This is a genomic window from Pseudomonas sp. FP1742, assembly GCF_030687145.1.
GTDB classification, from domain to species: domain Bacteria; phylum Pseudomonadota; class Gammaproteobacteria; order Pseudomonadales; family Pseudomonadaceae; genus Aquipseudomonas; species Aquipseudomonas frederiksbergensis_D.
Genome location: NZ_CP117460.1, coordinates 3,172,874 through 3,196,204, shown reverse-complemented (window position 1 = coordinate 3,196,204; position 23,331 = coordinate 3,172,874). Strand labels below are relative to the sequence as shown.

Below are 23,331 nucleotides of genomic sequence, written 5' to 3'. Positions count from 1 at the left end.
GCTCAGCTCCCGCTCTGGTCAAACCCGGTGAAAAAACTCGCGACGTGCTCGGCGTCCAGCGCCTGCAAGGTCGGCGGATTCCAGCGCGGGCTCTTGTCTTTGTCGATCAGCAAGGCGCGCACGCCTTCGATCAGGTCGCCGCGTTCGAACCACTGGCGATCCAGGTGCAGTTCAAGGGCGAAGCACTGTTCCAGGCTCAGGTGCCGACCGCGCCGCAGCATTTCCAGGGTCACGCCCATGGCCAGTGGTGAACGGCTTTCCAGCAAGTCGGCGGTGGCCATGGCCCACTCGTGGCTGTCGGCGACGGTCACTGCACGCAGTTGTTCCACCATACTCGGCACATCGGGCAGGGCGAAGAAGTGGTCGATGACCGGCCGCAGCGCCGCCAGCGGCGCTGCCGGCAGTTGCCGCACGGCGAGTTTCGCCAGCGCGCCTTGCAGGTCCTTGAGCGGGGTGTCGTGCCATTCCAGATGGTCGAGTCGCTCGTCCAGCTCGCCCAGGCTGGCGCTTTCCAGATACCAGTCGGCCAGGCCGCAATAGAGCGCATCGGCGGCGCGGATCTGCACGCCGCTGACGCCGAGATAGATGCCCAGCTCACCGGGAATGCGCGGCAGGAAGTAGCTGCCGCCGACGTCCGGGAAATAACCGATGGCCACTTCCGGCATCGCCAGACGGCTACGCTCGGTGACCACCCGCAAATCTGCGCCTTGCACCAGCCCCATGCCGCCACCCAGGACAAAGCCGTCCATCAAGGCCAGGACCGGTTTGCGGTAGTGATGGATCGTGAGGTCGAGGGCGTATTCCTCGACGAAGAAATCTTCGTGCAGGGTGTCGCCGCTTTTGAAGCTGTCGTACAGCGAGCGGATATCACCGCCGGCACAGAAGGCTTTCTCGCCAGCACCGCGCAACACCACCGCATGCACCTGCGGATCCTGTGCCCAGGCATCGAGTTGCTGTTGCAGGCGGCGGACCATGTCCAGGGTAATGGCGTTGAGGCCGGCGGGGCGGTTGAGGGTCAGGTGACCGATGTGATTGCGAACCTCGGCCAACACTTCGTTTTGCGTGGCATCCATGGACGGTGTCCCCGGGGATGAAACCTGAGCAGTCATCACTAACTCCCTGCTTTTATTGTTCTTTCTAGAGAAGCTCGCGCGCGAGCGATGCCGGATCGTAACAGTGCAAATTTGCCCTGTACAACCGGGATACGTGCAGGTTCTTTCTGCATTTTTACCTTAGTGCAAAATCAAAAGATCGCAGCCTTCGGCAGCCTGACTCCGTTTTGAATCAACCTTGAATTTGTGGCGAGGGGGCTTGCCCCCGTTCGACTGCGCAGCAGTCGCAGATAAGGGCAATGAGGTATGCCTGGAAAAACTCGTTAGCAGGTTTTGGGGCTGCTTCGCGACCCAACGGGGGCAAGCCCCCTCGCCACAAAGATGCCTTTAGGTTCTGCTGCTCAGCACTTCACCGATACTGCGCCGCTTGGCATGCAACTCACTGGCATGAATCAACTGCTCGAGGTCTTCGGGGGTAACGTCGTAGAAGGCCTCCATATCGGCGAGCGCCCGTCGCAGATCTTCGGCAGTGATCGCCTGGCTGTCGCTCGCCGGCATGAGGAGGGCCGGTTCAGCGGGACGCTTGGGATAACGAATACGCGTCAGGTTGTTGTAGGCCAACGCGCTGAGCAGCATCGCCGAGCCGCTGAGCATCACCGGTCCGAGGGCTTTCCAGCCCATGGCGACGGTCGCCGGATCTGCCACCACAATAAGCAACGCCAAGGCACCGGCCGGAGGGTGCAGGCAACGCAACCAGCACATCAGAATCAGCGCCATGCCCGCCGCCAGACAGGCGCTGCCGAGGGTGCGCCCGAGTACGTGGGCGACCAGCAGCGAGACCACTCCCGCACACAGGTAACCGCCAAGAATCGACCACGGCTGGGCCAGTGCGCCCGAGGACACGGCGAACAACAGCACCGCCGAAGCACCCAGCGGCCCGATCAAATGCAGTGCCACGTCGATGCCGAACACCTGGCCGCACAGCCAGACGCTGAACATCGTCCCCAAGGCCATGCCGATGGCGGCACGGCTCCATTCGGTGGGGCGGGTGTTGATGGCGGCGGGCAACCAGCGAGCGAGCATGACTGAAATCGATCCTTTGACGAAAACCGGGGGCAAAAAAAAGGCTTATCCGGATACCCGGAAAGCCCTTGAAGTGGTTCCAACTATTGGGGGAGGAACGGCGCACAGTTTGCCGATCATTACTGATGCTGACAAATTCATATTAATGCAGTTTCAATGCATTATTTTTGCAGTATGGCGACGCGTCGACCGCTCATGAAACAGAGAAAACCGCCCATCGCCGTTAACGCACTCAGGGCATAGAACATGGTGGGCGCGGGCGTGTGCATCAGCAGGAAGCCGCAGATCACCGGGCTCAGCGCACCGCCGAGAGCCGCGAGGTTCTGCGCGCCGTAGTAGCTGCCGCGCAATTCTTCCGGGGCCAGGGTGTCGACGAAGAGGAATTCGGCCGGGTAGATGATCATTTCACCGAGGGTGAAGATGAACATCGCGATGCACCAGCTCACCAGGCCGTCGGCCAGGCTGAAACCGATCAAGCCGAGGATGAATAGGCTGCTGCCGCCGACAATCCAGTAACGCAGTTGTTCGCGCTTGAGAAACCGGCCGATCTGGTATTGCAGCAGGATCACGCTGATGGCGTTACAGGCGAGCAGGGCGGCCATGGTTTCCAGCGCTCGTTTGGAGTCGTGGGTCACCAGCAGGTATTGCGACAGGTACAAGGTAAAACGACCGTGGACCACGGTGCTGAGCAGGCAGCCGCAGGTGAACATGATCAGCGTGCGGTCGTTTTTCAGGGTGACCAGGGTTTTGAGAAAACTTTGGGGCTGGCCGATGGCGGATGTCTGGGCCGGGTCCTTGGGAATGCCGCTCATCAGGAAAATGCTGAAAAACGCGATGCCGCCGGCGATCAGGAACGGGGCAATCGGGTACACGCCGGCGATCACCACGCCGAGCATCGGGCCGGTGGCGTAGCCGATGTTGGTCAGGGTGTAGCGCAACGAAAAGGCCTTGGCCCGCTGGCCCACGGGCAGGTTATCGCTGAGGATTGCCTTGGACCCGATCAGAAACAGCGCCGAGGCGGTTTCGGTGATCACCAGGGTGGCGGTGGTCAGGTAGAGGTTTTCGGCAAAGGTCAGCAGCACAAAGCCGATGGCACTGGACAGCATGGCGAGGATCAACAGACGACGCTTTTCGAGGCGGTCGATGATGTAACCGCCATAGAGCGCGAGCAGGGTGGCGATAAATACCGCGATGCCCAGCAACAGGCCAACGTCCTGTTGGTTGAGGCCGAGTTTGGTGCTCAAAAACAGGGTGAGCAACGGACTGGTAATGGCGCGGCTGACGACGATGGTCAGCGAGCAGATCATCAGCCGGCGGATAACGAGGGAGTAAGTGGCCACGGTGGGGCAAATTTCCTTATTCAGATTCAGTGTTTGGCGCAAGACCGAGTCGCTGCCATTCGCGAGCAAGCCCGCTCCCACATTTGAAATGCGTTCCCCTGTGGGAGCGGGCTTGCTCGCGAAGAGGCCTGCACAGACAACACAAGACTCAACTCAGCCACCGATCAAGGCTGCGAACCGATTCCAGTTCTTCCAGCCGCCACAACTGCGCAAGCAATTGCTCAGCCCGCTGTCGCGGCATCCCCCGTCCCGCCAGACTGAAGAATTTCTCCTCCAGCGCCCCATCACTCAGCGGATTGCCCGGCGCCCCCAACGGCACCTCAACGCACAGGCGCGCTTGCCGACCGTCGACGGTCCGCAAGCTAACAACAGGCTCGCCATCCTCGGACAGTTGCGGGTCGACTTCAAGGCGAATGCGCGACATCCAGTGGGCAATCCGTGGGTGGCGGCGCGGTTCATCGTCGTAGGCTTCCAACCGGCAATGCCCATGGACCAGCCGGGCCGCCAGGGCATATCGCAGGCTCATCTGCGCCGCCGGCAATGTGCTGACGTCCTGACCGCCGCACATGTCCTGAAGGAATCCGCACAACGACACCTGAACGTCCTCGACCTGATCGGCGCTGGCCTGCAATTGATCCAGCAACAGGCCCAATGCGTCGATCGCCGAATGCGTCCCTCGGCAGGCTGCGTAAGGCTTGATCGAGCAACGGGCAAGTTTCCATACATGGCCCAGTTCGGCGTCCAACGCCTCGGGCACGGCGGTGTCCGCCGCGAGGGTCTTGAGGAAGCCGCCCCAGACATCATCGAACAGTTTTGTCGGGCCGGTGATGCCTTGTTGAGCAAACCGCGCGGCCAGCAATCCACCTTCGGCGGCGCGCCCGCTGTGGAGTCTCTTGCTTTGCGAACCGTCATGGATAAACGCCCACAGACCACCGCTGAAGCTGCCGGCAATGCCCAGTGCCGACAAGGTTTGCTGTGCATCCAGCCCCAGAATCCGTGCACTGGCCGCCGCCGCGCCAAACACTCCGCACGTCGCCGTGGAGTGCCAGCCGGCGCCGTTATGGGCTGAGTAACTGCCGCAGGCTTCGAGCACCCGACGGCCGATTTCGTAGCCGATCACCACCGCAGTGATCAGTTCGCGGCCGTCCACGGACGCTTCAGAAACCGATAGCGTTGACATCGACAGCGCCGCCATCACCGCCGGCAGCACCACCGCGCCGGAATGGTCGCAGCCGCCGGTATCGTCCAGCTCCAGGGCATGCGCGGCGATACCGTTGAGCATGGTGGCTTGCGCCGCGCCGACTCGCTGACCGGTGCCCCAGACCAACGTGCTGCCGGTTTCCCCCTTGAATACCTGACGCGCCTGTTTCGCCACATCGCTGTCAGCCCCGGCCAGGGCTGCGCCGAAGGTGTCGAGAATGTGTCGCTTGGCTTGCTCCACCAACGCAGCGGGTAAATCTTCGAAACGCGTATCGACGCAGAACTGCGCCAACCGCTCCATCCGCATGCCCCCCTGATCTTTCATACGCCGTAATCCCGATAATGCCGCTCATATACAGCGGCCGGGTGATCCTCAGTCACCGGCGCTGCCGACTCGGCCCACCATTGAGCAACCTCGGCACCGGTGGCAATCCACACGTCGTCATGCTGTTGAATGCTTTGCAGCAATTCACGCAACACACCGATCCGCCCCGGCGTGGCGATGATTTCCGGGTGCAGCCGCAGCACGTAACACAGCCCGAACCGGTGAAACCCGGCGAAGTCCATTTGCAGGTTGCCCAGCGTGTGGCTGTAAGAGGCGATGCGCGATTGCGCCGGTGGCACCGCCGGGCTGAGGTTGAAGGCGAAATAGGGCTCGTCTTCCAGTTCGTAATGCAGCGGCAACTCGATCACCTCGGGGGCCGTCGGGTGGGCGAAGGGCAAATCATCGCCGCGCCATGACGAGGACCAGCGGATGCCGTGCTCGCGCAACGCCTCGATGAAACCCGGCGCACCGTTGCCGGCGGGGATGCGAAAGCCTGTCGGACGTTGACCGGTCAGCGCGCTCAAGGCCGCACAGCCCTTGGAGATCTCGGCACTTTGCTCGGCCAGGGTCAGGTTGTCGTAGTGCTGATGGCGATAGCCGGCGCAGGCAATCTCGTGTCCGCCGGCCTGGATCGCCCGGAGGTGTTGCGGGTTTTCCTCGGCGACGATGCCGGGAACAAACCAACTGCTGGAAACCCCCAGTTCTTCGAACACGCCAAGCAAACGCTCGACCCCGCGCTGGGTGCCGTAGCGCCACACCGACAAGGTCTTGTCGCGCCCGGCGACTTCCGGCGCCTGGGTGAGGATGCCGTGGATATCGTTGTAATCGACGGTCAGTACCACCGCACAGCGATAGCCGTCGGGCCAGACAATGGAATCAGCCATGGTGATGCTCCTTCAGCCACCACTGGGCGACATCGCGGCAAGTGGCGAACCACACGTCGTCGCGCTGGCGCATGTGTTCGAAGAGTTTTTCCAGGAGCAGGATGCGTCCCGGTTTGCCGGTGATCTTGGGATGGAACAGGGTGGTCAGGCACAGGCCTTCAGCCATGGCGCCATCGAACTCGCGGCACCAGTTATCGAGGGTCAGTGCGTAGCTGGCGGTTCGGTCCAGCCCGGAAGGGAAGTCCGGTGCGCGGGTGTAGGCGAGGGAGGCGTAGTCGTCCATTTCCCAGCGCCCGGGGATTTCCACCAGCGGGGTATCGAAGCCCGGCACTTTGACCAGGTAGGGCCGGTCATCGCCGCGCATGCTGCTGGAATAGGTGACGCCGGCTTCCACCAGCATGGCCGGCGTTTCGGCGCGCCAATCGCCGGACGGGGTGCGGAAACCTTCGGCGCGGATGTTCAGGTACTTCCAGAACACCTCGCGGGATTTGTGCATCACGTCCTTCTGCTGCTCCAGCGTCAGGGCGTAGAAGGATTCGTGTTTGTAACCGTGATAGGCCACCTCATGCCCGCGCTCGACAATCGCCTGGCACTGTTTCGGCCAATTCTCCACGACCCAGGCCGGGACGAAAAACGTGGTCGGGATCCGGAACTCATCCAGCAGATCGAGAATTCGCGGCAGCGCCCGATAGGGGCCATAACCGCCGAAACCGAAATACTCGGGCTTGCGCCAGATCGAGCCATTGAGCATGGCATCGCCGGTGGGGCCATCGAGGTCGAAGGCCAGGGCGAGGCAGGCTGTGTGCGTGCCGGGCCAGGTTGGCTGAAGCGAGGAGGACATCAGTGGCGCTCCGTTCATCTATAGGTAAAACACTGAACTCTGTGGGAGCGGGCTTGCTCGCGAAAGCGGTGTGTCATTCAGCACCGATGTTGACTGACAGGGCCTCTTCGCGAGCAAGCCCGCTCCCACAGTTTTCCGGGCTAACCACAAAATCGTGATCGACCCGGATCCAGTGTGGGGCGGGCTTGCTCGCGAAAGCGGTGTGTCATTCAGCATCAATGTTGACTGACAGGGCCTCTTCGCGAGCAAGCCCGCTCCCACAATGGGCATCATTCGGATGCTTATTTGCCGGCGTTAATGGTCACGGTCTTGATCGCACCCAGTTCCAGGTCCCATTTCTTCAGGATCGCCTGATAACTGCCGTCATCGACCATGCTCTGCAACGCGACTTTCACCGCTTCGCTCAGCTCGGGTTTTTTCTTGCTCACACCCATGCCCGAGAACTGCTTGGAAATCGGCAGGCCCACGGTTTTGTACATGTCCTTTTCCTGGGTCTTGAGGTACGGCAGGGTTTCGCTGCCCTGCATGGCCGCGTCGATACGGCTCTGGCGCAGTTGCGCGCGAGCGTCGGCCGAGCCTTCGGTGCCGATCACGTTGATCGCTGGCTTGCCGGCGGCTTCGCAGTTGGCCTTGCTCCACTCGGCGATTTCCGCCGGGAAGGTGGTACGGCGGCTGGTGCCGACTTTCTTGCCGCACAAGTCGACGATCTCGTTGGTGTCCTTGTTTTTCTGCAAGGTGTAGAACTGCGGACCGCTGGTGAAGTAGTCGACGAAGGTCACGCTGGCCTGACGCTCCGCGGTGTCGGTCATGCCTGACAGCACCATGTCCACGCGGTCGGTGGTCAGCGCATTGATCATTTGCTCGAAGCCGGTTTCCTGCCATTTGATCTTCACGCCCAGACGTTCGGCCAGGGCGTTGCCCAGGTCATAGTCCAGGCCAGTGAGGGTGTTGGTGGCCGGGTCCTTGAAATCCATCGGCGGGTAGTTCGGCATGATCGCAACGACGATCTCGCCCTTGTCCTTGATGCTGGCCGGCAACTCGGCAGCGAAGGCGAAACCGGATGCCAGGACGCTGGCAAGTACTGCAGGGATTACTAGGTTCTTCATGGTCGTTCTCTTATGAGTGTTGTGAGCGTCAAAGGACGCTTAGGTTCGAACGGCAGAAATGAAGCTTTGGGTGCGTGGGTTTTGCGGACTTATTAGTATTTCTTCGGGGCTTCCAGCCTCCACGATCTGCCCGCCGTCCATGAACACCATGCGGTTGGAAACCTCGCGAGCGAAGCCCAGTTCATGGGTGACGACGATCATGGTCATGCCGGTCTGCGCCAGATCGCGCATCACCGACAGCACCTCTCCGACCAGTTCCGGGTCGAGTGCCGAAGTGGGTTCATCGAACAGCATCAGCTTGGGGCGCATGGCCAATGCACGGGCAATGGCGACACGTTGTTGCTGACCACCCGACAGTTCGATCGGGTAGCTGTTGCGCTTGTCGGCCAGGCCGACGCGAGCGAGCAGTTCCACGGCTTCTTCGTGCGCTTCTTTGGGCGAACGTTTGAGCACCTGGCACGGCCCTTCGATGATGTTTTGCAGCACAGTCATGTGCGGGAACAGGTTGAAACGCTGGAACACCATGCCGGTGGCCAGGCGCTGGCGGGCAATCTGCGATTCATTGAGCTCGTGCAGTTTGTTGCCGACGATCCGGTAACCCACCAGTTCGCCGTCGACCCACAGGCCGCCCTTGTCGATTTTTTCCAGCTGATTCACGCAGCGCAGCAGGGTACTTTTGCCGGAGCCGGACGGGCCGATGATGCACAGCACTTCGCCTTGCTCGACTTCGATGTTGATGTCCTTGAGCGCGTGGAAATGGTCGTAATACTTGTTCAGGCTCACGGCCTTGACGATGCTTCTCATGTCGGATTCCTCAAGAACGCTTGCCGGCGCCGCGAGCGAAACGACGCTCCAGACGGCTTTGACCAAAGGACAGCACGGTGACCGTGGCCAGGTACCAGATACCGGCGACGATCAGCAGCTCCATCACGCGGGCGTTGGCGTAGTAGATGTTCTGGGCGTTGTAGAGCAGCTCCGAGTACTGGATGACGCTCGCCAGGGAGGTCATTTTCACCATGCCGATGAACTCGTTACCGACCGGCGGAATGATGATCCGCATGGCCTGGGGCAGGATGATCCGGCGCAGCGCTTGCAGGCGCGGCATGCCGATCGACTTGGCGGCTTCGTACTGGCCGGTGTCCACCGACAGCAGGCCGGCGCGCACCACTTCGGCGGTGTAGGCGCCCTGGTTGATGCTCAAGCCGAGGAGGGCGGCCACGAAGGGCGTCATCAGGCTCACAGTGTCCATTTCGAACAGACCGGGGATGCCGATGGTGGGGAAAATCAGCGCCAGGTTGAACCACAGCAGCAGCTGCAGGATCAGCGGCGTGCCACGGAACAGCCAGGTGTAGGTCAGCGCCACATAGCGCAGGATCGGGTTGGCCGACATGCGCATGATCGCCGTGATCACCCCGAAGACGATACCCAGCGCCATCGCCAGCACCGCCATGACAATGGTGTTGAGCAAGCCCCACATGATCGCTTGCGAAGTGAGGAACTGGCCGATGTACGACCATTCAATCTTGCCTTCGGCGAAGGCTCGCACCAGGCCGACAATCGCAATGACGATGACGGTGGCGAAAAAAATCCGCCCGTAATAACGCCGTGGCACGTGTTGATACTGGGTGATATCGAACTGGTTTTCCGCCAGTTTACGCTCCGCCTGGAGTCGTTCTGCCTGTGTCTGGCTCATGTTGCTTCTCCGTACGCCGCCCTCGATTCAGGCGGCGTGTGTGGTTTATTCGTTGCAGCACAATCCCTGTGGGAGCGGGCTTGCCCGCGAAAGCGGTGGGTCATTCAGCATTGATGTCGACTGATACGGCCTCTTCGCGAGCGAGCCCGCTCCCACAGGTTTTGCGTCCTACTTCAAAGACGGAAGCCCTGATAGTTCTCGGTCCACGCTTGCTGCGCGGCAAGGGCGGTTTTCAACCGGCCGATCTGCTCGCGCACCTGATGCGGCGCGGTGCCACCCCAGCCACTGCGGGCGGCGATGGCGGCTTCGAGGGTCAGGCTGTCGCGCACCTCTGGCGTCAGACGTGGATCGATCTCGGCCAGCAGCGCCGGCGAGGCTTCCCACAGTTCGATATCGTGTTTCTCACAGGCCTGGACCAGTGCGCCGGTGATTTCATGGGCTTCCTTGAACGGTACGCCGCGTACCGCCAGCCAGTCGGCCACTTCGGTGGCGAGGGTGAAACCCAGCGGGGCCTGACGGCGCAGTTCTTCGACGTTGACCTTCATGGTCGCGACCATCCCGGCCATGGCCGGCAGCACCAGCAGCAGGGTGTCGACGCTGTCGAGCACGCCGTTCTTGTCTTCGCTCAAGTCACGGTTGTAGGACAGCGGCAGGGATTTCAGGGTCGACAGCAGCCCGGTCAGGTTACCGATCAAGCGGCCAGCCTTGCCCCGGGCCAGTTCGGCGATGTCCGGGTTCTTCTTCTGCGGCATGATCGAACTGCCGGTGGCGTAGGCATCGTCCAGCGCGACCCAGCGAAATTGTCGCGACGACCACAGGCAGAATTCTTCGGCAAGGCGGGAAATGTTGATCCCGAGCATGCTGGCGATAAACAGGAACTCGGCGACATGATCGCGGCTGGCCACGGCGTCGATGGAGTTTTCGCACACGCCGCTGTAGCCCATTTCCCTGGCCGACTGCTGCGGCAGGCGAGCGATGGCGGAACCGGCCATGGCCGCCGCACCCAATGGCGACAGCGAGGTGCGCGCGTCCCAGTCCACCAGACGCTGCACGTCGCGCAGCATCGACTGGGCGTGGGCCAGCAAGTGGTGAGCGAAGACGATCGGCTGGGCTTGTTGCAGGTGGGTGAAGCCCGGGCAGATGCTCTCGATGTGTTGCTCGGCCTGATCCACCAGCGCTTGCTGCAAGGCCAGCACTTCGACGGCCAGGGTGCGAACGTGATCACGCAGGAACAGCCGCAGGTCATTGGCGGTCTGGTCGTTGCGCGAACGGCCGGCGCGCAGCTTGCCGCCCAGTGCGCCGAGGCGTTCGGTCAGCAGGCGTTCGATGAAGGTGTGGACGTCTTCGTCGTCCAGGGTCGGCGCGATGCTGCCGGCTCGGAAGTCATCACCGATGCGCTGCAGGGCATCGAGCATGGTCTGGGTTTCCTGCTCGTTCAGCAACCCGGCGCGCTGCAATTCCCGGGCATGGGCCTTGGAGCCGGCGAGGTCGTACGGGGTGAGGCGAAAGTAGCGCTCGGGGCAACGGGACAGGGCCGCCAGGGCTTCGGACGGGCCGCTCTTGAAGCGGGCACCCCAGAGGCGGTCGGTGGTTTGAGACATTGTTGTTTTCCTCGTCGGTAAAGCGAACTGAAATCGGTGTGCCAGGCCCTGAACACTTGCCTTGGTTGAATAGATTCAACGGGGCGTAGTTAGGCCAAAGCAGTTTCCAAGAGGGCAGTTGAATCGTTGCGAGAGCTGATCGAAGTGTCAGCTTTTAATAGTTCAAAATCAGTGAGTTGGCACTGATCGGCGGGATTTATTAACGGTTGCCAAGCCTTGCTTTCTGTGTTCATTATTATTGGTCGGCTATGTTTTTGTTGTTGGACACAGATTGTTGAATAGGGCGCCAGAGGTAAATAAGCATTATGGAAACCCCACTTTCCAATTCCGGAAACCCGCCGCCAAAAACGGTGCATCGGGCACCGCTGACCCTCAGCGGTCTGGACTTCAAATTGCTCAAAGTATTCAAGGCCGTAGTCGAGGCCGGTGGCTTCAGTGCTGCCCAGAACGAGCTGAACGTGGGCCTGGCAGCCATCAGCAAACAGATTTCCGACCTTGAAATTCGCATCGGCATGCGCTTGTGTACCCGGGGGCGGGAAGGGTTTCACCTGACCGAAGAAGGGCGTCTGGTGTATCAGGCGTCTATCGATCTATTTGCCTCGGTCGATAACTTTCGTGACCGCCTTAGTTCGGCGCAAAACGAACTTATTGGCGACCTTGGAGTGGGCGTTATTGACAATACAATTACGGACTCGAATTCACCGTTAGTTGCAGCGCTTAGAAGGATAAATGAAGAGTCACCGAAAGTAAGATTTCAACTTCAGGCGTCTCAACTGGATGAGGTGGAAAGAGGTGTAGTTGAGGGCCGGTTAGTCGCCGGGATCGTGCCGGTTTATCAGAAAAGAGAAGAGTTCGATTACTTCCCGCTTTATGAAGAACGCTCGTATGCGTATTGCGCTGTCGGCCATCCGCTGTTCTCGGTGCCGGAGGCGGAAATGGGCGGCAATGTGCTGCAGGATTACGAGTGCATCAACCACCGCTACGCGATCCATCGGGACAAACTGAATTTTGCCCGCTACGACAGCTTTTCCGCCTCGGCGACTCAAGTGGAAGCTGTGGCGCTACTGGTCAAGACGGGGCGTTTCGTCGGTTTTCTCCCCGAGCATTACGCGGCAAACCTGGTGGCTCAGGGACAGTTTCGGGCGGTGCGTCCGGACCTGATCAACATCGTCACGCCGTTCAATCTGATCCTGCGCCACAACACTGTGCGCAGTCCGTTGGTGAAGGCGTTTGCCCAGGCGCTGGGGGTGGATTTGAAGGCGCCGGTTTAACCTCAAACGTAGGCGTTCAAGTGTGGTTAACAGTAACTAAAGGACAATACATGGATACGCAGGAGCTACTGCAGGCTGCGATCTTTGATCTTGCTCTTCAGCAACATCGAAACCATCAAAAGATCGCAGCCTGCGACAGTTCCTACAAGGGCGGCGTGTGCAGCAATACGAAATCGTTTTTATCGAAACGTCCGCTCAATACCGGTGGCTGGGCACCCAGCGGAGTGCCTTGCAAGGCGTTGTAGTCGTTTCGGTCCATCATCAGCCAGGCCGGCCCCGAGAGGGCTTCCAGCTCCTGAATCGATTCGGTGAACACCGGTTGAAAGTCCTGCTCGATATTGACCATGAACTTGATTGCCTTGGCGTCTTTGCCCATGCCGTGCAGCACCAACGGCGCCGGGGCTTTTTGGATCTCTGCGAACGCGGCTCGGCTGAAGGTTTGCGTGTCGTAAAGCTGACGCTCCACCGGTTCAAACACCAGGATATAAACCGACCACAGTGCCAGGACTGCGCACCAGGCCAGCACCTCGGCTCGCCAGTGGGAGCGGAACCACGCCGCCAGCGTGATGACTTGCAGGGCCGCAAGCACGATCAATACCGGCACAAAGGCAGTTGGTTGTGCTGGCAGACGCCGCTGAACGATCAGCAATGCGACAATCAGCACCCCCGGTATCACCAACCACAGCCCCTGCATCAAACCCCGCAACCAACCGAACACTCGCCCCTGCGCCACCTGAAACGGGTACGCCGCGATGATCGCCGCCATGGGCAGCATCGGCAGCAGGTAACGGGCCTTTTTCGCCTGGGGAATCGATAAGCCGATCATCACGATCAACCCGGCCGCCGTGCAGTATTGCAACAGGCGTAATGCAGGACCTGCCTGTCGTGGATTCGTCAGCCAGACCGCGGCCAATACCAGCAGCGCCAACGGATAAGCGAGCGCATAGTTGCCTAACGACGCGGTGAAGTAATACAGCGAACCACTGACGCCTTCGCTGCCGTCCATGCGCCCCATGAACTGCATGCGCACCACGTCATGCATGAATTCCGTCCCGCCACTGGCTTCGGCCAGCCACAGCAATGCAGCGACGCACACCCCCAGCAACACAGCCGCCAACAGGCCAAAACCGAACAACCGCGACCATTGGCGATTGAGCAGGTAGTAGCTGCATAGCATACCGGTGGGGATCACCAGCCCGATCGGCCCGCGAATCCCGAAGCCCAACAGCAGCAACGCAAAAATCAGCGGCCACCGACGGGGCATGGCGAAATGATCGGCGGCGTACCCAAGGTAGAACACCGAAAAAGCCACGGCCGCCAGCATCAGGTCCTGGGACACGGCACGGGTTTCAGTGACAAACGTACTGGTGAGCAACATCAACGCGATGCTCAGCAGCGCCCAGCGTGTGGAGCAGGGCGCGAGCAGCCGGTACATCAACGTGACGATCACTGCGGCGCCGATGGCGCTCGGCAACCATGCGGTGAGGCTGTTGACCTGCCCGAACGGCAGGGACAGCAACCAGACGAACAATGTCGACAGCGCCGAGTAATCGGCATAAGGCTGGCCATAGGTGGTCGGGAAAAACGACGGCCCGTGGCGCAGCATTTCCTGGGCGAACAGCACGAACCGCGAATCGAAACCTATCGCTGTTTGCTGGTAAGCCCCGACGATGAACAGCATCAGCGTCAGCAGCCCGATACCCAGGGACTGCCGACGAATGCCGGGTGATATCGTACTCACGCGACAACTGAGGCCGCTGGCCATTGCTGCAGGGGAATCGGTAACTTGCACGATTCACCACGGCCCATCGGGAAGTACAGGAAACCGCTACGGGCCAGGCGCTCGGCGTCGTACAGGTTACGCCCGTCGAAAATCACCGGTGCATTAAGACGTTGCTGGATCAGGTCGAAGTCCGGCGCCTTGAACTGCTGCCATTCGGTGCAGATGATCAACGCGTCAGCACCCGCAAGCACCGATTCGGGCGTGCCCATGAGCATCAGCTTCGGTTCGTCAGGGTAAAGTTGTTGGGTTTCCTGCATGGCTTCCGGATCGAACGCGCGCACATTGGCCCCCGCAGCCCACAGCGATTCCAGCAGCACCCGGCTCGGCGCATCGCGCATGTCGTCGGTGTTGGGCTTGAAGGCCAGCCCCCAAACGGCGAAGGTCTTGTCGCGCAAATCACCCTTGTAGAACGCGTTGATGCGTTCGAACAGTTTGTGTTTCTGCCGCTCGTTGATGGCCTCCACCGCTTGCAGCAGGTCGCTGTTGCAATGGGCTTCTTCGGCACTGTGAATCAGTGCGCGCATGTCCTTGGGGAAACATGAGCCGCCATAACCGCAGCCGGGATAGATGAAGTGGTAACCGATGCGCGAATCGGCACCGATGCCCAGCCGTACCGATTCGATGTCGGCACCCAGGTGTTCGGCCAGTTCGGCGATCTGGTTGATGAAGCTGATTTTGGTCGCCAGCATGCAGTTGGCGGCGTATTTGGTCAGCTCGGCGCTGCGCAGGTCCATGAACATGACGCGGTCATGGTTGCGGTTGAACGGTGCATAGAGGTCGCGCATCACGTCGCGCACTTCATCGCCTTCACAGCCGATGATGATGCGGTCGGGACGCCGACAATCGGCCACGGCCGAACCTTCTTTCAAAAACTCCGGGTTGGACACGATATCGAACTGCAACTGCCGGCCGGCCTTGAGCAGGTAGTCTTCGATATGGGCGCGCAGCGTATCGCCGGTGCCCACCGGCACCGTGGATTTCTCCACCAGGATCACCGGCTGTTCACGATGACGCGCCACCGCTTCACCCACGGACAACACGTATTGCAGATCCGCCGAGCCATCCTCCCGGGATGGCGTGCCGACGGCGATGAACACTACCTGGCCATGTTGCACAGCGAATTTTTCGTCCGAGGTGAAGTGCAGCCGCTTGGCGTCCAGGCTTTCACGCACCAGGCTGGCCAGCCCCGGTTCGAAGATGCTGACGTGGCCTTGTTGCAGCAACGCAACTTTTTTCTCGTCAATGTCCATACACACTACATCGTGGCCGACTTCGGCCAGGACGGCGGCTTGCACCAGACCAACGTAACCGCTACCAAATACACTGATTTTCATGATGCACTCCTAAGTTCGGGCGCGCGAGCAGGTCGAGAATTAATAGTGATAACACCGAGGATGACCAGCGCCACCCCCAGCGTTTTTGAAAGACTGAAGGATTCGTTGAACAGCGGCAGGCTGGCGGCCAGCACATACACCAGCGCGTAACTGATGCTCAGCAGCGAATAGGCACGGCCCAGGGGTACATCCCGCAGGGCGGCGAGCCAGGTGAGCATCGACACCGCATAGGCTAGGATGGCCGCCAGCACGACAATCACAGCAGACACATCGACGCTGCCGCTGCTCAAGGCCGCTAACCATTGTTCGGGATGCGGCAAGCGAGTCATGCTCCAGCGCATACCCAGCTGCGCGACGGTGCTCAACAGCACGCTGCCCAGGGCGAAGGCGATTCCGCGACGCAGGCTCATGCGTGTTGCCCCAGGAGCGCCACGCCACCAATCACCAGCGCTACGCCCAACCAGTGACGGCGGTCGATGACTTCGTGAAAGACGAAACGGGCGACCAGTGTGATCAGCACGAAATTCAGGCTGAGCATGGGATAGGCGATACCGACTTCAAGGCGCTGCAGCACCAGCAGCCAGACCAGCAAGCCCAATCCCAGAGAAACTAGCGCCAGCCACAGCCACGGCGAGCGCAGTTTTTCGCCCCAACCAGTGGCCTTGCCGCGCCAGCTTTCCACGGCGTACTTCTGGGCGATCTGGCCCAGGCAGGTCAGCAGGGACGCGGTCAGTAGCAGCAACAGGCTCATGACGCATCCCGAGGGAAGATCAGAATCACCAGGTTGCCTTGTTCATAACGTTTGCCATCTTTGGGTAGCAGTTCGATTTCTTGCAGTTCGTCATCCCCTTTGACCCGCATCACCACGCCGACCGAGCCACTCTGGCGCGCTTCGCGCATCCACTGTTGCACGTGTTCGAGATCGACCCGCTGCTCGATAGCGTCGGGATCAGGGTAGGCGAGGCCGTATTTCAATTCACCTATCGTGTTGTACAACGCCACCTCGGGGCGTTTCAAGCGCCAGGCCAGGGCCGAGGCGGCGCCCAGGTCGTTGCTCAATAGCTTGTCGGTCTGCGCCAGCTCCTGGGCGTGCTGGAGGATGAACTGGTCGGGCATTTTGTTTGCCACAACAGAATCGGGCATTCCGGCCGGGAGCACGCCGATCAGCAGCAAGCTGCCAAAGGCCGGTGCCGCCCAGCATTGCAAGGGACGGAAGGCCTGCAGCAGGTTGGCCATGATCCAGCCGATCAAGCCGATGAACACCAGGACGAGGTTGTGCAATTCATGGTCATACAATGGCTTTTTCAGTTGCAGCCAGACCAGCGCAATCAGGGTCACCAGGCCCAATGCCAGGTTGAGCAGACCATTGATCCCCAGCACCCGGCCCTGTTCCAGCTTCAGTCGGTCGGCCAGGGTATGGCCCAGCAACAACGCCAGAGGCAGCAGGCAGGGCATGATGTAGGTCGGCAGTTTTCCATTGCTCAGGCTGAAAAACAGCAAGGGCATCAGCAACCACAGCAGCAGGAACGCGATATTGGCTTGACGCCGGGTCTGCCAGGCCTGTTTCAGCGCCGATGGCAGCAACGCCGCCCATGGCAGGCTGAACGCCACCAGCAGCGGCAGGTAGAACCACCATGGCGCATCGTGTTGAGCGTCATCCCCGGCGAAGCGGCGAATGTGTTCGTGCCAGAAGAAGAACCGCCAGTAATCGGGTTCTTGCGCGTGCACCGCCAAGGCCCACGGCAGGCTTACCGCGATGGCCACCACAATCGCCACCGGGCCGCAAGTCAGCAGTTCCCGCCAGCGTTTCTGCCAGAGCATCCAGGGCAGGGCGACCAACACCGGCAGCAGCCAGGCGAGGAACCCCTTGGTCATGAACCCCATGCCGCAGGCCAGCCCCAGCACGGCCCACCCGAGCAGACGCTGGCCGCGGCTGGTGCTGTCCAGCGCAAACCACAAAGCCACCAGACTCAGATTGACCCAGAAGGTGAATTGCGGATCGAGGTTGGCGTAGCCGGCTTGCCCGGCGACGATCGCAAAACTCATGTACAGCAGCGCACAGGCAAAACTCTTGCGCGGCTCGTTCCACAGCCGGTGAGCGATCAGATAACACAGCAACACGCTCAGCCCGGTACTCAGCACCGAGGCAATGCGCACACCAAACAGATTGTCGCCAAACAGCGCCTGGCCGATGGCGATCATCCAGTAGCCCGCGATGGGCTTTTCAAAGTAACGCAGGCTCATGAAGTGCGGCGACACCCAGTTACCGCTCAGGAGCATGTCCTGGCTGATCTGCGCGTAACGGGTTTCGTCGGGAATCCATAGGCCGTGAGTGCCCAGCGGCAATATGTACGCCAGCACCAGAACCACCAGTAACAACGGCAATGCCCAAGGTTTGCTCATGCGCCCTGGACCCCTAGCCAGCCTTCGCGACCGTCAAGGGTACCGCGTACGACCCGACCCAGAGGCAAGAGGGCGGGGGACTCGGGCAGCAGATTGCCCAGGGGTTGGAAATGAATATCACGTTGGCGAGCATCGGCCAGTAATTGGCGAAAATCGTTGGCCATCAGAATCCCTTCTACTTCGGCATGCACAGTGTAGACGTTGAGTTTTTGCGGGGAGAACCGCTCAAGAATGAAGGTGTTGAAGTCTTTGGCTGAGACGGTCGGGCCAACCACTTCGTCGAAGGTCGGCAGGTCCACCGGAACTTGCGGAGCCCCCGGACTACCATCGGTCAGGATCGGCTGGAACAGGTGATGGCCTCGACAATCGCTGTTGTAGCGAAAGCCAAAACCTTGCTTGGCTTCGATCACACGCTCGTCCGCGCGCCAACCGGCGGACGCCGAGCATTCGACTTTTTGCCCGAGGATGTCACTGAGGCTGTCGACACCACGGCGGATCTGCTCGATCAGTTGCGCTTGGCTCCAGCGTCCGGCATTGGCCTGCCAGCCGTGGTGATCCCAGGCGTGCAAGCCGACTTCATGCCCGGCCGCCTGAGCCTGACGCATCAGGTGCCCGAGGTCACGACCGATCGGTTTGCCCGGCCACGCAGTGCCGGCCAGCAAAATGTCCCAGCCATACAGACCGGCGGCGTTGGAACGGAGCATCTTCCAGAGAAACTGCGGACGGATCAGGCGCCACAAGTGGCGCCCCATGTTGTCTGGCCCGACGCTGAAGAAGAACGTTGCCTTGACCTGTGCTTCATCAAGCATTTCGAGCAACCGCGGCACCCCTTCACGGGTGCCTCGGTAGGTGTCGACATCGATTCGAAGGCCTGCCTGCATCAACGTTTTTTGTCCGCGATTTCGAGCATCGCCTCGCGCAGGAAGAAGTCCAGCGTGTTACCGATGGTCTCCTTCATCTCCACGGTTGGCGCCCAGTCCAGCAGGCGTTTGGCGTTGGCGATGCTCGGTTTGCGGTGAGACACGTCCTGATAGCCAGTGCCGTAGAAGGCCTTGCTTTCGATATCGCGGAAACCGGCGAATGGCGGGAAGTTGTCGCGCAACGGGTGAGCCTCGAACTGACGCAGCAACTCTTCGCCCAACTGACGAATGCTGGCCTCGTTGTCCGGGTTGCCGATGTTGATGATCTGGCCGTTACAGACATCGTTGTCGTTGTCGATGATCCGCGCCAGGGCTTCGACGCCATCGGCGATGTCGGTGAAGCAGCGTTTTTGCTCGCCGCCGTCGAACAGGCGAATCGGCGTGCCTTCCACCAGGTTCAGGATCAACTGGGTGATGGCCCGGGAACTGCCGATACGCGCCGAGTCCAGACGGTCCAGGCGTGGGCCCATCCAGTTGAAAGGGCGGAACAGGGTGAAGTTCAGGCCTTTCTGGCCATAGGCCCAGATCACCCGGTCAAGCAGCTGCTTGGAGATCGAGTAGATCCAGCGTTGCTTGTTGATCGGCCCGACCACCAGGTTGGAGCTGTCTTCGTCGAAGTTGGCGTCCTGGCACATGCCATAGACTTCCGAGGTCGAAGGGAAGATCACACGCTTGTTGTATTTGACGCAGTAGCGAACCAGTTTCAGGTTCTCTTCGAAATCCAGTTCGAACACACGTAGCGGATTGCGGGTGTATTCGATCGGCGTGGCGATCGCTACCAGCGGCAGGACCACATCGCATTTTTTGATGTGGTATTCGATCCACTCCGAGTGGATGCTGATATCGCCTTCGACGAAGTGGAAACGCGGATGGCTGCGCAGGCGCTCGATGGCATCCGAACCGATGTCCAGGCCGTACACTTCATAGCGGTCGTCACGCAGCAGACGCTCGGACAGGTGATTGCCGATGAAGCCGTTGACGCCAAGGATCAGCACTCGGGTGCGGCGCGGTGCACGGCCCGATTCGGCGCCACGCAGTACCGACCCATCGACCAGTCCCAGCTCGTTGGCCAGTTGCGGACCGCTCAGGTACAGGCCGTTATCGTTGCGCTGGCCGGCGTGGATCACCAGCGAGTCTTCGCCGCAGGCGATTCGCAATGGATCGACGCTGATGACCCGGCCTGGCGCCTGGCCTTCATTGCCCTTGACGACGTCGGCGCTCCAGACAATCAACTTGTGCTCGCCCACGGCGCAGAAAGCACCCGGATAAGGCTGGGTTACGGCACGCACCAGATTAAACAGTTCTTCGGCCGGTTTGCTCCAGACCAGTTTGCCATCCGCCGGAGTACGACGGCCAAACACCGTGGCTTTGGATTCGTCCTGCGGCGTTTCGCTGACTTTGCCTTGAAGCAGTGCAGGCAAGGTGTCACGCAGCAGATCGGTGGCGGCCTGGCGCAATTTGCCGTGCAGGGTCAATGCGGTGTCGGTGCGCTCGATTGCCACCCGTTGCTGGGCGATGATTGCGCCGGCGTCGGCACGCTTGACCATACGGTGCAGGGTCACGCCGGTTTCGGTTTCACCGTTGACCAGCACCCAGTTGGCCGGTGCGCGCCCACGGTAGCGAGGCAACAACGAGCCGTGCAGGTTGAAAGCACCTTTGCTGGCCGTGGCCAACAGTGGTTCGCTCAGCAGATTGCGGTAGTAGAACGAGAACAGGTAATCGGGGTTGAGCTTGCTGATGCGCTCGATCCACAGCGGGTGGTTGGCGTCTTCCGGAGCGTGCACCGGGATGCCTTTGCGGGCGCACAGTTGCGCAACCGAGCCATAGAATGCATTTTCCTTCGGGTCGTCGGGATGGGTGAACACCGCTGCAATCTCGAAACCGCTGGCAAGCAGGGTTTCAATGCCGGCGCAGCCAATATCGTGATACGCGAAGACAACAGCTTTTGCACTCATGAGAGAACCTGATCTGAAGAAGTGGAAGTAAGACCGTCAACGGTGACAACGGGAGCAGGAGCAGGGGGGGTGCTACGCAAAACCTTTTCGATAAAGAACCGTGGACGCGCCCGGACGTCGCTGTACATGCGGCCCAGGTACTCGCCCAACAGGCCCATGCCAATGAATTGCCCACCGGTGAAAACGAACAGCACGGCGAACAGGACGAACGTGCCGCCACCGGCCCATCCGGCGCCGAAAACCATGCGCAGCACAATCAACGCGATGGCGAACAGCACACCGAGCGTCGCCATGCCGAAGCCTACGATGCTCAATAATCGCAGCGGTGTGGTGGTCATGCAGGTGATCAGATCGAACATCAGATTGATCAGGCGCATCGGGCTATATTTGGATTCGCCGTGTTCGCGCTCGGCGTGGGTTACCAGAATCTCGGTGGTGTGCCGGGCGAAGCTGTTGGCCAGGATCGGGATGAAGGTGCTGCGTTCGCGGCAGGCGAGCATGGCATCGACGATGGTCCGGCGGTAGGCCCGCAGCATGCAGCCGTAGTCGGTCATGGCAACCCCGGTGGAACGCTGCACGGCCAGGTTGATCAGTTTGGATGGCCAGCGACGCAAGGCCGAGTCCTGACGGTTGTTGCGCACCGTGGCGACCACGTCGTAGCCCAGTTCGGCCTGCGCCACCAGCCGCGGAATTTCTTCCGGCGGGTTTTGCAGGTCGGCGTCGAGGGTGATGACCACATCGCCCTTGCACTGTTCGAACCCGGCCATGATTGCCGCGTGCTGGCCGTAGTTGCGGTTGAGAATGACCGCCACCACCGGGCTGCAATCACGACTGGCTGCGTCCTCGAGGATTTGCGCCGAGTTGTCGCGGCTGCCGTCGTCGACCAACACGATTTCGTAGTCATGGTGCAGTTGCTGGCACGCCGCTTCGGTGCGCCTGAGCAACTCGGGCAGGCTGTCCTGCTCGTTGTAGACCGGGATGACGATTGATACGCAACGGATCGGATAAGGTTTCACAGGCTTGCATCCAGTGTGTTTTCAATGGCGCCGACGACACGATCGACATCATCGGTGGTCATGTCGGGGAACAACGGGATCGAACACAGCCGCGCTGAATTCCATTCGGTGTTGGGCAGGTAGATGTTGGGGAAACGCTGGCGGTAGTAGGTATGCAGGTGGGTAGCGATGAAGTGAATACCGGTGCCGATGTTCTGCTCCTGCAGCGCCTTCATGAAAGCCTCGCGGTCCAGCCCGCAACGTTCGGCATCGATGCGCAGGATGAACAGGTGCCAGGCGTGCTGTTGTGCATACGCCGGAATGGCCAGCGGTTGTACCGACAGGCCTTCGAGGCGTTGCAGGTAAGTCTGCGCCAGCTCCGTGCGCTTGGCGTTGATCGCGTCCAGACGCTCCAGTTGCACCAGGGCGATGGCGGCATTGATGTCGGCCAGGTTGTACTTGAAGCCGGGTTCGATCACCTGGGCCTGGGGCTTGCGGCCGTGGGTGAGGCGGTCATAGGCGTCGACGCCCAGGCCATGAAACTTGAGCATGCGTACCCGATTGGCCAGGGCTTCGTCGTCACTGACGAACATCGCGCCCTCGGCGCAGGTCATGTTCTTGATCGCGTGGAACGAGAAGATCGCCGTGCCTTGGGCACCGACGTGCCGCCCTTTGTAGAAAGTGCCCGCCGCGTGGGCCGCGTCTTCAATGACGGCGATGCCATGTTTGTCGGCCAGGGCGTAAAGCGGATCGAGGTCGAATGCCGCGCCGGCGTAATGCACCGGAATGATCGCCTTGGTGCGAGGCGTGATCGCTGCTTCGATACTCGCCACATCGCTCATCAATGTGTCGCGGTCAACGTCGACGAAAACCGGCGTCGCACCGAGCAGACAGATCATGTTGGCGGTGGACACCCAGGTCTGCGACGGAGTGATGACTTCGTCGCCAGGACCGATCCCCAAGGCCAATAAAGTAATGTGCATGCCACCGGTCGCCGAGGACAATGCAACGGCATGCCGACAGCCAACATAGTTGGCGAAGTGTTCTTCCAGTTGCTGGTTTTTCGGCCCGGTAGTGATCCAGCCGGAGCGCAGTACTTGCTCTACCGCAGCAATTTCTTCATCGCCGATACTGGGGCGGGAGAAGGGGAGAAACGCCTGACTCATAGGCACCTCGGTACTGAAAAATAAATAGCCTGGCAGGCATATCCAATGGATCCAACATCAGCGTAGACGCTAAAACAAAAGCCACATCAAGCAGTTGCCATAAATTTGTGACAAATTACATCGTTTGATTTTTTTTGTCATGATCGGCTGGCTGGACGCCATCAAGACGCCATCTCATACCGTGAAGATTAAGCGCGATTTTGTGAAAGGAACATGAAAACCCGGTCGGGGAATCGTTTATTTGAAACCCATACAGGCACTGTTCAGGCTTCTGCCACTCATCGCGCTTTTTGTCGGAAAAGACGTACAGAACTGTCCGCCTTAATGGACTTGTGTGCCTGGCTTAGTTGTTTTTTTGCAGTGTTTTTATACAAGACGA

At 60.3% G+C, this 23,331-nt stretch carries 21 protein-coding genes; 2 read left to right on the top strand and 19 right to left on the bottom strand.

Going from position 1 to position 23,331, the window contains the following annotated elements; translation table 11 throughout:
* Positions 1-2: 2 nt before the first annotated feature.
* Together PSH64_RS14115 and PSH64_RS14110 are read right to left on the bottom strand one after the other, a co-directional pair.
* Positions 3-1,109, bottom strand: a complete 1,107-nt coding sequence (locus PSH64_RS14115) for an enoyl-CoA hydratase/isomerase family protein (protein ID WP_305481032.1) — start codon at positions 1,107-1,109, stop codon at positions 3-5.
* A 330-nt stretch (positions 1,110-1,439) separates the two neighbouring features.
* A complete protein-coding gene (locus PSH64_RS14110; RefSeq protein WP_305481031.1) occupies positions 1,440-2,135 on the bottom strand; it encodes an HPP family protein in 696 nt (231 codons plus the stop codon).
* On the opposite strand from PSH64_RS14110, the gene PSH64_RS14105 reads away from it, so the two are divergent.
* A complete protein-coding gene (locus tag PSH64_RS14105) occupies positions 2,134-2,334 on the top strand; it encodes a hypothetical protein (protein ID WP_146114706.1) in 201 nt (66 codons plus the stop codon). The genes PSH64_RS14110 and PSH64_RS14105 overlap by 2 nt on opposite strands.
* Here the strand turns inward: PSH64_RS14105 and PSH64_RS14100 are convergent.
* From PSH64_RS14100 to argH, 8 genes are all read right to left on the bottom strand, one after another.
* Complete coding sequence (locus PSH64_RS14100) at positions 2,297-3,475, bottom strand: MFS transporter (protein WP_305481030.1); 1,179 nt, start codon at positions 3,473-3,475, stop codon at positions 2,297-2,299. The genes PSH64_RS14105 and PSH64_RS14100 overlap by 38 nt on opposite strands.
* Positions 3,476-3,623: 148 nt before the next feature.
* Positions 3,624-4,982 (bottom strand): MmgE/PrpD family protein, encoded by a 1,359-nt coding sequence (locus tag PSH64_RS14095; RefSeq protein WP_305481156.1) that lies wholly within the window; start codon positions 4,980-4,982, stop codon positions 3,624-3,626.
* Positions 4,983-4,996: 14 nt separating this feature from the next.
* The gene (locus PSH64_RS14090; protein WP_305481029.1) at positions 4,997-5,884 is read right to left on the bottom strand and encodes a polysaccharide deacetylase; all 888 of its coding nucleotides are present in this window, start codon (positions 5,882-5,884) and stop codon (positions 4,997-4,999) included.
* A complete protein-coding gene (locus tag PSH64_RS14085) occupies positions 5,877-6,725 on the bottom strand; it encodes a polysaccharide deacetylase (RefSeq protein ID WP_305481028.1) in 849 nt (282 codons plus the stop codon). The genes PSH64_RS14090 and PSH64_RS14085 overlap by 8 nt, the downstream gene beginning before the upstream one ends.
* A 281-nt stretch (positions 6,726-7,006) precedes the next feature.
* Entirely contained in the window at positions 7,007-7,831 is an 825-nt protein-coding gene (locus PSH64_RS14080) for an ABC transporter substrate-binding protein (RefSeq protein WP_305481027.1), read from the bottom strand.
* A gap of 39 nt (positions 7,832-7,870) precedes the next feature.
* Entirely contained in the window at positions 7,871-8,635 is a 765-nt protein-coding gene (locus tag PSH64_RS14075) for an amino acid ABC transporter ATP-binding protein (protein ID WP_018929141.1), read from the bottom strand.
* A gap of 10 nt (positions 8,636-8,645) precedes the next feature.
* Positions 8,646-9,524 carry an amino acid ABC transporter permease gene (locus tag PSH64_RS14070; RefSeq protein WP_052966338.1) on the bottom strand — a complete coding sequence of 293 codons (879 nt, stop codon included), beginning with the start codon at positions 9,522-9,524 and terminating at the stop codon, positions 8,646-8,648.
* Between the two features lie 173 nt (positions 9,525-9,697).
* Positions 9,698-11,125 (bottom strand): argininosuccinate lyase, encoded by a 1,428-nt coding sequence (gene argH, locus PSH64_RS14065; RefSeq protein WP_305481025.1) that lies wholly within the window; start codon positions 11,123-11,125, stop codon positions 9,698-9,700.
* A gap of 305 nt (positions 11,126-11,430) precedes the next feature.
* Here argH and PSH64_RS14060 point away from each other — a divergent pair, with 305 nt between their 5' ends.
* Positions 11,431-12,396, top strand: coding sequence for a LysR family transcriptional regulator (locus PSH64_RS14060; protein ID WP_305481024.1), 966 nt, complete (start codon positions 11,431-11,433; stop codon positions 12,394-12,396).
* A gap of 142 nt (positions 12,397-12,538) precedes the next feature.
* Here PSH64_RS14060 and PSH64_RS14055 read toward each other — a convergent pair whose 3' ends face one another.
* From PSH64_RS14055 to arnB, 9 genes are read right to left on the bottom strand one after another with little or no spacing between them, the layout of a single operon-like run.
* The gene (locus tag PSH64_RS14055) at positions 12,539-14,161 is read right to left on the bottom strand and encodes a glycosyltransferase family 39 protein (protein ID WP_305481155.1); all 1,623 of its coding nucleotides are present in this window, start codon (positions 14,159-14,161) and stop codon (positions 12,539-12,541) included.
* Entirely contained in the window at positions 14,134-15,513 is a 1,380-nt protein-coding gene (locus PSH64_RS14050) for a UDP-glucose/GDP-mannose dehydrogenase family protein (RefSeq protein WP_305481023.1), read from the bottom strand. Before PSH64_RS14050 ends, PSH64_RS14055 begins: the two co-directional genes overlap by 28 nt.
* A complete protein-coding gene (gene arnF, locus PSH64_RS14045; protein ID WP_105346151.1) occupies positions 15,510-15,923 on the bottom strand; it encodes a 4-amino-4-deoxy-L-arabinose-phosphoundecaprenol flippase subunit ArnF in 414 nt (137 codons plus the stop codon). The genes PSH64_RS14050 and arnF overlap by 4 nt, the downstream gene beginning before the upstream one ends.
* On the bottom strand, positions 15,920-16,264 hold the full coding sequence (arnE, locus tag PSH64_RS14040) for a 4-amino-4-deoxy-L-arabinose-phosphoundecaprenol flippase subunit ArnE (protein ID WP_105346153.1): 345 nt from the start codon (positions 16,262-16,264) through the stop codon (positions 15,920-15,922). The genes arnF and arnE overlap by 4 nt, the downstream gene beginning before the upstream one ends.
* The gene (arnT, locus tag PSH64_RS14035) at positions 16,261-17,916 is read right to left on the bottom strand and encodes a lipid IV(A) 4-amino-4-deoxy-L-arabinosyltransferase (RefSeq protein WP_305481021.1); all 1,656 of its coding nucleotides are present in this window, start codon (positions 17,914-17,916) and stop codon (positions 16,261-16,263) included. The genes arnE and arnT overlap by 4 nt, the downstream gene beginning before the upstream one ends.
* On the bottom strand, positions 17,913-18,797 hold the full coding sequence (arnD, locus tag PSH64_RS14030) for a 4-deoxy-4-formamido-L-arabinose-phosphoundecaprenol deformylase (RefSeq protein ID WP_105346159.1): 885 nt from the start codon (positions 18,795-18,797) through the stop codon (positions 17,913-17,915). Before arnD ends, arnT begins: the two co-directional genes overlap by 4 nt.
* Entirely contained in the window at positions 18,797-20,791 is a 1,995-nt protein-coding gene (arnA, locus tag PSH64_RS14025; protein WP_105346161.1) for a bifunctional UDP-4-amino-4-deoxy-L-arabinose formyltransferase/UDP-glucuronic acid oxidase ArnA, read from the bottom strand. The genes arnD and arnA overlap by 1 nt, the downstream gene beginning before the upstream one ends.
* Positions 20,788-21,807 (bottom strand): undecaprenyl-phosphate 4-deoxy-4-formamido-L-arabinose transferase, encoded by a 1,020-nt coding sequence (gene arnC, locus PSH64_RS14020; protein ID WP_305481020.1) that lies wholly within the window; start codon positions 21,805-21,807, stop codon positions 20,788-20,790. Before arnC ends, arnA begins: the two co-directional genes overlap by 4 nt.
* Positions 21,804-22,952, bottom strand: a complete 1,149-nt coding sequence (arnB, locus tag PSH64_RS14015; protein WP_305481019.1) for a UDP-4-amino-4-deoxy-L-arabinose aminotransferase — start codon at positions 22,950-22,952, stop codon at positions 21,804-21,806. Before arnB ends, arnC begins: the two co-directional genes overlap by 4 nt.
* Positions 22,953-23,331 lie beyond the last annotated feature (379 nt).